At 61.5% G+C, this 10,559-nt stretch carries 7 protein-coding genes; 1 reads left to right on the top strand and 6 read right to left on the bottom strand.

The window, feature by feature from the left end:
- Positions 1–156 precede the first annotated feature (156 nt).
- The 6 genes from DW925_RS03175 to metK form a co-directional block, all read right to left on the bottom strand.
- Positions 157–1,371 carry an ABC transporter permease gene (locus DW925_RS03175; RefSeq protein WP_117790341.1) on the bottom strand — a complete coding sequence of 405 codons (1,215 nt, stop codon included), beginning with the start codon at positions 1,369–1,371 and terminating at the stop codon, positions 157–159.
- Positions 1,368–2,141: an ABC transporter ATP-binding protein gene (locus DW925_RS03170; protein ID WP_117646467.1), complete on the bottom strand. Its 774-nt coding sequence runs from the start codon at positions 2,139–2,141 to the stop codon at positions 1,368–1,370. The genes DW925_RS03175 and DW925_RS03170 overlap by 4 nt, the downstream gene beginning before the upstream one ends.
- The gene (locus DW925_RS03165; protein WP_158565733.1) at positions 2,141–3,562 is read right to left on the bottom strand and encodes an efflux RND transporter periplasmic adaptor subunit; all 1,422 of its coding nucleotides are present in this window, start codon (positions 3,560–3,562) and stop codon (positions 2,141–2,143) included. Before DW925_RS03165 ends, DW925_RS03170 begins: the two co-directional genes overlap by 1 nt.
- A 132-nt stretch (positions 3,563–3,694) precedes the next feature.
- A complete protein-coding gene (locus DW925_RS03160) occupies positions 3,695–5,410 on the bottom strand; it encodes a L,D-transpeptidase (RefSeq protein WP_158565732.1) in 1,716 nt (571 codons plus the stop codon).
- Positions 5,411–5,559: 149 nt separating this feature from the next.
- A complete protein-coding gene (gene sdaAA / locus DW925_RS03155; RefSeq protein WP_117790338.1) occupies positions 5,560–7,167 on the bottom strand; it encodes an L-serine ammonia-lyase, iron-sulfur-dependent, subunit alpha in 1,608 nt (535 codons plus the stop codon).
- Positions 7,168–7,480: 313 nt separating this feature from the next.
- Positions 7,481–8,761, bottom strand: coding sequence for a methionine adenosyltransferase (gene metK, locus DW925_RS03150; protein ID WP_117790337.1), 1,281 nt, complete (start codon positions 8,759–8,761; stop codon positions 7,481–7,483).
- A 283-nt stretch (positions 8,762–9,044) separates the two neighbouring features.
- On the opposite strand from metK, the gene gltX reads away from it, so the two are divergent.
- On the top strand, positions 9,045–10,520 hold the full coding sequence (gene gltX / locus DW925_RS03145; RefSeq protein WP_117790336.1) for a glutamate--tRNA ligase: 1,476 nt from the start codon (positions 9,045–9,047) through the stop codon (positions 10,518–10,520).
- The last annotated feature ends 39 nt before the right edge of the window (positions 10,521–10,559 follow it).

The following is a 10,559-nucleotide window of genomic DNA, read 5'->3' as shown; positions in this document are numbered from 1 at the left end:
CTCGACCCGTACAAGCCCGTTATCCGCCAGTAGCTCGAGGACGACGCCCGGAACTGGCGCAAACAGCCCTTCAATGAGTTGCGGTGAAATAGTGTCTGTTTTTGCTGCTAGATAGCATATTCAGTCCCTAATTCACCGCAACTTGTTGGTGGTGGCTTACTGGTAGCGTAGGCACTCCACCGGGTCGAGCTTTGCCGCGCGTCGAGCGGGGTAGAAGCCAAAGATTACGCCGATGCCGACGGAGACGGCGAAGGCCAGCAGCACCGTGGCGATTGAAAAACTCGGGGTGATTTGCCCGCTGGCACCGAGCTCGCCAAGAATCCCGGATCCGGAGGCAAACATCGCGAGGCCCCAGGCCAGCAGATAGCCTATCAGGACACCCAGCAGGCCACCGGTGACGCACAGCGCCGAGGACTCGGCCAAAAACTGCGCGGTGATATCGCGACGACTGGCGCCCAGAGCGCGACGGATGCCGATCTCGCGGATGCGCTCAGTCACGTTGGTGAGCATCATGTTCATAATACCGATACCGCCGACAAGCAGCGAGATACTGGCGACAGCACCCATGATGAGCGAGAAGGCGCCCATAAAGGAATTGAGGGAGTCGATAGCGCTTTTCATGGAGGTCGCCGATACACTGTCGTACTCATTATCCTCCGCGATGCCCTTCATCGCGCGCACCTTGGACTCGATGGTCTTGCAGAGCTCATCCATGTCCGTGCCCTCGGCGGCAAGTGCCGTTACGCTGGGGAATGAAGGATTCTCGTCGCCAAATAGGCCGGAGATGGTTTCGCGTGGCATATACAAAGTGAGCGAGCCCATGGAGTCGCTGCCGCCATCAATCACGCCTACAATCTGCACCTCGCCGTTGGACACTTTGATGGTTTTTCCCAGCGCATCCTGTTCGTTGCCGTAAAGCTGATCGGCGCCGCCGCGGCTGATGAGCGCCACGCGCGAGCCTGCCTTTGACTCGACATCGGTGTAGGTGCGCCCCGCAACGAGCTTACTGGCACCCACGGCGTCGAGTATGTCGCTATCGACACCCTGTGCCATGACGGTATAGCTTTTATCGCCGGTCTTGTACTCGGTATACGCGCTTTTGACAATGCCGATCTGTTCTATCTGCGGCACCAGTTTTTTAAGCTTCTGGACGTCAGAATCAGAGAGTTCTTGGGACGAATAGATCTGAACCATGCGAGCTGCGTTGAGGCCCAGGCTGTTGACCAAGCTGTTTTGGATGCCGCCGATGAGCGAAGTCATGGCAATGACCGAGGCGATGCCGATGACAATGCCCAGGATGGTGAGCAGGCTGCGCCCCTTGTTGGCCTCGAGCGAGTGAAGGGCTTCCTGGATAAGATCGCGGGCGCTCATGCCATCACTCCTTTCGGCGGGTTGGCGGAGGCGGAAATCATGGGCAGGCTATCTACGGCGCTGCGTAGGGTCCGCGGTGCATGCGGAATATACGCGCCGTCGTGAATGCGACCGTCGCGGATGGTCACGGCACGGTCGGCCTCGGCGGCGATGCCGGGGTCGTGTGTGATAAGCACGATGGTTTTGCCGCGCTCCTGGAGCTTGTGGAAGGTTTCCATGACGAGCGCTCCCGTGGCGGAGTCCAGGTTGCCCGTCGGCTCGTCGGCCAAAATGATGGGTGGATCGTTGACAAGGGCGCGCGCGATGGCGACGCGCTGCATCTGTCCGCCCGACAGCTCCGATATACGATGGTCCCAATGGTCGACCGGAAGCGTGACGGCCCGCAGCGCGTGTACGGCGCGCATCTCGCGCTGGCTGCGCGGCACATTGGTGTAGGACAGCGGCAGCATGACGTTTTCGATCACCGTCAGGCGCGGCAGCAGATTAAAGCTCTGAAAGACAAAGCCGATGCTCAGCGCTCGCACCTCGGTGAGCTCGTCATCGTCGAGCTCGGCGACGTTGAGCCCTTGCAGGAAGTAATCGCCCGCCGTCGGTTTGTCCAGGCAGCCCAGGATGTTCATGAGCGTCGACTTGCCTGAGCCCGAGGGGCCGGTGATGGCAACGAACTCACCGGGATCTACTGCCAGGCTCACGTTGTGCAAGATATGGGCGCAACCCGCTTCGCTCTCAAAGATGCGATGCACGTTGCGAATGTCGATGACGGGACGCATTACTTGCCCTCGTCGGCAGGCATGTTGTCGCCGCCGTCTGCCGTCATGCCTGTGCCGGTATCCGTCACGATGGTGTCGCCGTCGCGAAGTTTGGTAACCGGGACGTCTGGGTTGATCTCGTTGCCTTGGTCGTCGCGCTTGACCTGCGTCTTACCGACTACAGCCTCGTTGTCGTTTTGCGTCACGACGGTCACCTTCACGCGGCGCGTCTTTTTGCCCTCCGAATCGGTGGCCAGATTGACGTAATAGTGCTCGCCATCTTCGGTCATCAGCGCCATGGTCGGCACCATCACTACGTCGTCGAGCTTCTCGGTCACTACTGAGACCTCGGCAGTCATACCCGGCTTAAGGCGACTGTCAGGTGCTTCGATGAGGATGTCGACGTTAAAGGTCACACTGCCGCCGCTCCCGGAGGAGGAGTCGGAGTTTGCCACCGAGGCGATAGCCGTGACGGTGCCCTGGCTCACGATATCGGGAAACGCGGGATAGGTCACGTTGGCGCTTTGGCCCACGGCAATTTTGGCGATATCCTTTTCGCCCACCTGAACCGTCACCTTCATCTTGGACAGGTCGGCGATCTGCATGCACTGCTTGCCGCCGCTCGTATCGCTTTCGCCCATGATCATGCCGCCTGTTACCGTGGCGCCCACCTTGGCGTTGAGCTCCACGATGTTGCCCGAGCTCGGGGCCGTGACCGTACGGCTGGCGGCCTTGGCGTTCGCCTGATCGAGGTTTGCCTGGGCCGATGTGAGGCTGCGCTGCGCGGCCGATACGGCGTTCGTGTCCGCTGATGCGGCGGAGATGCCAGCCGCTGCGGAACCTCCGTCGACGTCCGTCGTTGGGTTGGCCTGCGCGGCAGCTGCGACTTTCTGCGCGTTGGCGAGGTCTTCTTGAGCGGCTGCAACTGCACGCTGCGCCTCGGCAACGTTGCGATCGAGCTCGTCGTTTTTAATGGTCATAAGCACGTCGCCCTCGTTGACGGATTGGCCTGCCTGCACGTTGATCGAATCGACCGTGCCGTCGACAGAAGGGGAGACCACTGAGGACGAAATGGGTTTGAGCTGGCCTTTTGCCTCGACCGTTGTGCTAAACGTGCCCTCAGTCACCATGTCGGTCGCAGGCCCGCTATCGCCCTGTGGCTGCGCATTGATAACCAGGGTTGCGACAATAGCAATGAGCGCGATGACACCCACGATGCCGGCGGCAATGCCGCGTCGAATCAGCTTTTTGCGTCGACGTTCGGCACGTTTTGCCTTGAGCTTGGCATATGCCTCTTCATCGGAAATCTCGACCGTATCGTTCGTGCGTCCGCTCTCCTTGTCGGCATGTACGTCTGTGATCAGAGGAAGCGTTTCGGTGGCACCTTCGGGCGTGTGCTCGGTATCATCCGGGTCCGGGGTGATGTTGGGGACATTCGGCATAGCGTCTCCTTTATAGAAAGAACCTTGATAAGTATATGCGCCCGCCGGTTGGGGCAGGCGCATAGGACGGTATCTTTCGGAATTGTTAGATTGGTCGCAGCAGTTCCACGTTGTATGAATGTGCGCGTTGCACTACGAGTGGACAACCACGCACAGGCCGACTTTGATGCAATCGTGCAGCGCCTTGGCGTCGGCCAGGCGAAGGTTGATGCATCCGTGGCTGCCGCACCACTTGTAGGAGTTGGGATCGTCGAAACTCTTGTCGTTTTGCCACGTTGCATCGTGGAAACCGACCATGTTTCCCTCAAACGGCATCCAATAGCTGACCGGGCTCTCGTATTTTGGCTTGCCGGTCTCAGGGTCCTTGGCACCGATGAGCTTGCTGGCGCCATTGTTGCTGTTGATCTGCCATACGCCCTCGGGGGTGGCGTCCTCTCCCGGCTTGCCGGAGATAAAGTTGGCCTCCCACACGATATTGCCGCTCTCGTCGTAGTAGCGCGCGTGCTGCTCGGACAGATCGACATCGACGTATGCCTTCCAGTCGGGCTCTCCCTTTGCAGTAAAGGTGTCGGCCTTCTGGGAGTACTTGATCTCGATTTCGCCGGTCTGCTTGTTGTTAATGGCGTCCTCGACCTGCTTGGCGAGCGAGCTGCTGTCGATGGACCAACCAAAGTCGCCGCCTTCGACGGCGCATTGCTTGCCATCGGCGCGCGTCCACCAGCGAGTGGAGCCCACGGTATTGAAGCCGTTGGCGAGCTCGGCTGCCCAGCTGCTGATCTGCGACGTATCGAGTGTGGGGTTGGCCGGATCGGCAAAGCTGATCCACTGCAACACGGAGCTGCCATCAACCTTGCCGGCATCCTCGCCGTTGAGCTTGAGGGTCACGTTGACGCCCAGGAAGTTGTTGGCGGCATCGCATGCGGCCTGAATCTGATCATCGGTCAGCGTTCCATTGAGCGGCTCATAGGCATCGTTGCCGAGCTTGGAAAGGTCTACGGTCTCGGACAGCGAGGCAAGCTCGAGCTCGGCATACTTAATGACATGCTCGCGGTCGAGTTTTTCGTTGTAGCGCGCCTTCTCGACGGTAAACTTGCCGGCCTGCTCGTCATAGGAGCTATTGGCCTCGAACGTGCCCGAACGCCTCTCGTTAAACTCGTCGATGGCGGCGCCCAGATCCTCCTCAAACTTCTTTTGGTCAAAAGTGTCGGAGAGCATGGACAGGTCGACGTCTTGATCAAGATCGACTTCGTTGGAGGTAGCGGTTGTTTTGGTCTTTCCGCTTAAGGATTCCACAAGGCGGACCGGCCATACAAAGGCTTCGTTGTGGCTGATGATCTCTTTTGCGGCAGCTTCGCCGTCGACGATGGGCTCATCGGACTCGGGCTGATACGTCCAGCTAAAGTCATCGCCTGTCACGGTGAGCTTATAGTGCTTCCATGCCGAGTTGACCTTGGTGGCGGCAGACGAAGCGTTGGAGAACGAGACGTCGACGCCGGCGATGGTTGTGTTGGGGTAGGCTAGCTGGGAAAACGCTACGACGCCTACGATATAGACAATGACGATAAGACCCAGGACGACAAAGAGCGTCGTCTTTTTGCCCGACTTATTGTTCTCGGCGGGTTTGCGTGCGGGGCCGCGATCGCCTCGAGCGTGCGTGGGGGGCTGCTTGGGCGCATTGCCATTTGTCTGGCGCTGCTGATGCTGCTTGTTCGGACGTTGGGAAACGTTTGCCGCACCTCGCTGCTGACCGCGGCTCGGCGCGATAGGACGCGGCGATTGAACGCCGCCGGTGTGCCTGCTCGGCTGCTGCGGATCGGGAATCAGTTGAGTTCGATCGTTTTGCGACATCGTATGCATATCCTTCGAATTTCGCCTTGCGGCTCATCGTGTTTTTACTGGGCTTGCATTATAGCGATTACCTAGTTGTTTGTGGTATGGAAACGGTGGCATTCAAAAGAGGTGGGACATTTGTCCCACCTTCGAGTCGTTCTTTGTCGCTATCCGCACACACCGCATTTTGCACAGGCCGAAAGTGCGGCCGGAGCCTGCGCGATGCCACCCTTTGCCGTCTCGCGCAGCGTGGCCGGCAACGCGTGGCCCACGGAGAGCATGACGTGCGCCATCTGGTCAAACGGCACCAGGCTCTTGATACCGGCAAGTGCAAGCTGCGCGGAGCTAAAGGCGGCTGCCACACCGATGGCGTTGCGGTTTTGGCAGGGCACCTCCACGAGGCCACCGACGGGGTCACAAACGAGGCCCAGCAGATTACTCAGCGCGATGGAACTGGCGTCGAGCGCCTGCCCGGGCGTGCCGCCGAGCATCTGCACCAGCGCGGCGGCTGCCATGGCGGCCGCACTTCCTACCTCAGCCTGGCAGCCGCCCTCGGCACCGGCGACGCAGGCGCTCGTGGCGAGGTTGAGGCCGATGGCGGCTGCGCAGTAGAGCGCGTCCATGACCTGCTCGTCGTCGAGCTGAAGGTGATCGGCGAGCGCCAGCACGCACCCGGGCACGACACCCGCGGAGCCTGCCGTGGGAGCGGCGACGATCACTCCCATCGTGGCGGAGCGCTCGAGCACGGCCATCGCGCGGGCCACGGCGTCGGTTTGAACGGTGCCCATCAGGCTCGTGCTCAAATCGTTGCGGCCGGTGGCATCGACGAGTTTAGCCTCGCCGCCGATAAGCCCGCCGAGCGATCGTTGCGGATTGACGATGGGGGTCGTGGTCTCCTCGCGCATGACGTCGAGCACGCGGCGCATGGCGGCGACGGCGTGGGCCTCGCCGGTCAGACGCGCCTCGCGCACGGCCATAACGGCGCCGATATTCAGGCCGAGCTCGGCGCACGCATCGAGCAGCTGCTCGCCGTCGTCGAAGATCTCCTTTGCCGAGACACCGGGGGAGAGCGACGAGGCAGAACCGGGGAGCTCGATAAAGGTCGCGTAATCGACATTGTCGAGTTTGCGGAGCATGGGGACGACGGTGTCGTCGGGCGCGCCGTCGGTCTCGAAGACGGAGTAGGCCTGGCCGCCCACTTCGGTGCGGTAGGTGCGGCAGAAGGCGATGTTCACGTGTGCGTAGGCGAGCAGGTTCGTGAGCGCGGCGAGCACGCCGGGGACGTCGTAGTGCGCCACGAAGAGTGTGGAGTACATGCCCGAGATGTCGACGCCGACGCCGTTAATGCGGCTGATGCGCATCTTGCCGCCGCCCAGGCTCTCACCGCGGACCTGGGCCGTGGCGCCCGTGTCGTCGAACATGTCGATGTCGACGGTGTTGGGGTGGATGGAGGCGTCGTCGCCCTTGATGTCAAAGTGATATTCGAGGCCCTGCTCGTGCGCGAGGTCGAAGGCCTGCTTGATGTTCTCGTCATCGGTGTCGAGGCCCAGGATGCCCGCGACGAGCGCACGATCGGTGCCGTGGCCGCGGTAGGTGTGGGCAAAGGAGTTCCACAGGCCAAAGGTGACCTTAGTGATGCGGCCTTCCAGCAGGCTGGCGGCAACTTGGGCGCAGCGCAGGGCGCCGGCGGTGTGCGATGAGCTGGGGCCGACCATGACGGGGCCCAAGATCTCGAATGCCGAGGTCGTAGCTAGTGTTTGTGGCTTGCCTGCCATGGCTGCTCCTTTGCCTTGTCTCGTCGTCCCGAGGGGCGGGGCATAAGGTCGCCTGCTCGGGCAGTCCTGCTCGCACGGAGAGCACATTAAGTGCTCTCCGGCTCGTGCGGAACTCGCGATCGACCTTATGCCCCGCCCCTCGGGACTAAGGATACATGGTAGAAGTGCGCATGCTGCAAAATTCATTAGCTGGTGACGCAGCGTGGGCTCATATCGATATATCTTCACCACCGGATTAATAAAAAAGAAGTACCGGTTGGAGCCGGTACTTCTATTGGTGCGTTTCTATTTGGCTGTGGCTTTTCTCGTTAGCTTACAGGCCGCAGGCTGCTTTGAGTTCATCGACTCGGTCGGTTTTCTCCCAGGTGAAGTCGGCGTCTTCGCGGCCGAAGTGACCGTAGGCTGCCGTCTTTTCGTAGATGGGGCGACGCAGGTCTAGGTCGCGGATGATTGCGCCCGGGCGCAGGTCGAAGGTCTTCTCGACGGCCTCGACGATCTTGTCCTCGGCAACATGCGCGGTACCGAAGGTGTCGACCATGATTGAGAGGGGCTTGGAAACGCCGATGGCGTAGGCGAGCTCGACTTCACAGCGGTCGGCCAGACCGGCGGCGACCACGTTCTTAGCGACCCAGCGCGCGGCATACGCGGCGGAACGGTCGACCTTGGTGCAGTCCTTGCCGCTAAAGGCGCCACCGCCGTGACGGCCGTAGCCGCCGTAGGTGTCGACGATGATCTTGCGGCCGGTGAGGCCCGTGTCGCCCATGGGGCCGCCCACGACAAAGCGACCGGTGGGGTTCACGTAGATCTCCGCGTTGTCCCACGGCATGTTCTCGGCGGCCATGACCGGGGTGATGACGTGCTCGATGAGGTCGGCCTTGATCTTGCCCATGTCCTCGATCTCGGCGGCGTGCTGCGTGGAGATGACGATGGTCGTGACCTCGACGGGCTTGCCTTCCTCGTAGCGCACGGTGACCTGGGTCTTGCCGTCGGGACGCAGATAGGCGAGGGTACCGTCGTGACGCACGGCGGCCAGGCGCTCGGCCAGGCGGCTTGCCAGGTAGTGTGGCATGGGCATGAGGGTCTTGGTCTCGTTGGAGGCATAACCGAACATCATGCCCTGGTCGCCGGCACCGATCAGGTCGATCGGGTCGGTGGTAGCGCCGGTCTGGGTCTCGAAGGACTCGTCGACGCCCTGGGCGATATCGGGCGACTGCTCGTGGATGAGGCTCATAACGCCGCAGGTGTCGCAGTCAAAACCGAACTTGGCGCGGTTGTAGCCAATGCGGCGGATGACGCCGCGGGCGATTTCCTGTACGTCGACGTAGGCCTGGGTGCGAATCTCGCCGGCGACGATGACCGTGCCGGTGGTCACGAGGGTCTCGCAGGCGCAGCGGACGTTCTCTACGTTGGCGGGCACACCGTTGGGCGCAATATAGCCCTGCTCCTGCAGCTCTATTTCTTTGGCGAGGATTGCGTCGAGGACGGCGTCGCTGATCTGGTCAGCGATCTTATCGGGATGACCTTCGGTCACCGACTCCGACGTAAAAACAAAGGACCCGTGTTGGGGTGGGATGGAACGAAGTTCTTCTGACATGATTGTCCTTTCAAAAACGTGTCCCGGCGACCGTTACCATTCCGCCGGGCTCTCTATGCAAGGGCACATCATAGCGCGTAAATCAAACATTCACACCCTTTCCGCACCTACTCTTTGGGGACGGACTTAAATGACCAGCCTTACCTAAGTGCCGACAGGTTGCCCAAAGACTGATCATTTAAGTCTGTCCCCAATGACTGGGTCGGTGCCCTTTGTGCGGAGGTTGCTTTGATGCTTTATACTTGTGCGGTTAGACATCCATCCTGCAATCGAGGAGATTTCCATGGCATCAGACGTTCGCGTCCGCTTTGCACCCTCACCGACGGGCAAGCTGCACATCGGCGGCGCCCGCACCGCTATCTATAACTGGGCTTTCGCCCGTGCTAACGGCGGCACGTTCATCCTGCGCATTGACGACACCGATCCCACCCGCTCTACCGACGAGAACACGCAGATCATCCTGCGCGCCATGCGTTGGCTGGGCCTGGACTGGGACGAGGGTCCCGAGGTGGGCGGAGACTTTGGCCCCTATGCCCAGACCGAGCGCCTGGACCTGTACAAGCAGGCCGCCCAGAAGCTTTGGGACGAGGGCAAGGCCTATCCCTGCTTCTGCACCAAGGAGCAGCTCGACGCCGATCGCAAGGCCGCGCAGGAGCGCAAGGACCCCTTCCAGGGCTATCAGCGCCGTTGCCGCGACCTTGATCCCGAGGAGGCCCGCCGTCGCATCGAGGCCGGCGAGTCCTACGTCCTGCGCATCAAGGTGCCCGAGGACCGCGGCGACGTCGTCATCCACGACGCCGTTCACGGCGAGGTGACCTTCGACGCCAAGGAGCTCGACGACTTTGTCATCTTCCGCTCCGATGGCACGCCCACGTACAACTTCGCGACCGTCGTCGACGACGCCATGATGAAGATCACCCATGTCATCCGCGGCGACGACCACCTGTCCAACACCCCGCGCCAGGTCATGGTCTACGAGGCCCTCGGCGCGCCCGTGCCCACGTTCGCCCACATCTCCATGATCCTGGGCGCCGACGGTAAGAAGCTCTCCAAGCGCCACGGCGCAACTTCGGTGGAGGAGTACCGCGACGCCGGCTACCTTTCCGACGCCTTCGTCAACTACCTGGCGCTGCTCGGCTGGTCGCTCGACGGCGAGACCACGATCATCCCGCGCGATGTCCTGGCCAGCAAGTTCTCGCTCGACCGCATCTCCAAGAACCCGGCGACCTTCGACCCCAAGAAGCTCGACTGGGTCAATGCCGAGTACATCAACGGCATGTCCGATGCCCAGTTTGCCGACGAGATCATGGTCCCCGAGCTGCACGAGGCGGGTCTCATCGAGGGCAACGTCGAGTACGGCGAGGATTGGATCGATGCGCTTGCCGCCATCGTCAAGCCGCGCACCAAGATGCCGGCCGACGCCGTGACCGTCGCCGCTCCCATCTTCGCTACGGCCGAGACGCTCGAGTATGACGAGAAATCCGTTAACAAGGGCCTGGCTAAGGAAGGCATGGGCGCCATTCTGGATGCCGCCAAGGCCGCGCTCGAGGGCGTGGACAAGTGGACTGCCGAGGCCATCGACGCCGCGCTTGAGCCGCTGCCCGAGCAGATGGACCTTAAGAAGCGCGTGGTGTTCCAGGCCGTGCGCGTCGCCGCCTGCGGCAACATGGTGAGCCCCCCGCTGGGCGAGACCATGGCGCTCGTCGGCCGCGACGACTGCCTGGCACGCATCGACCGCGCCCGCACGATGGCGCTGTAGTAGACGCGTAAACGCATGTATCCGAGCCCCGTTCCCCCG

The sequence above is a fragment of the Collinsella sp. AM43-1 genome, assembly GCF_003467925.1.
In the GTDB taxonomy this organism is placed as follows: Bacteria; Actinomycetota; Coriobacteriia; order Coriobacteriales; family Coriobacteriaceae; genus Collinsella.
The sequence above is the reverse complement of the archived record's forward strand: the minus strand, read 5'-3'. Positions and strand labels throughout refer to the sequence as shown.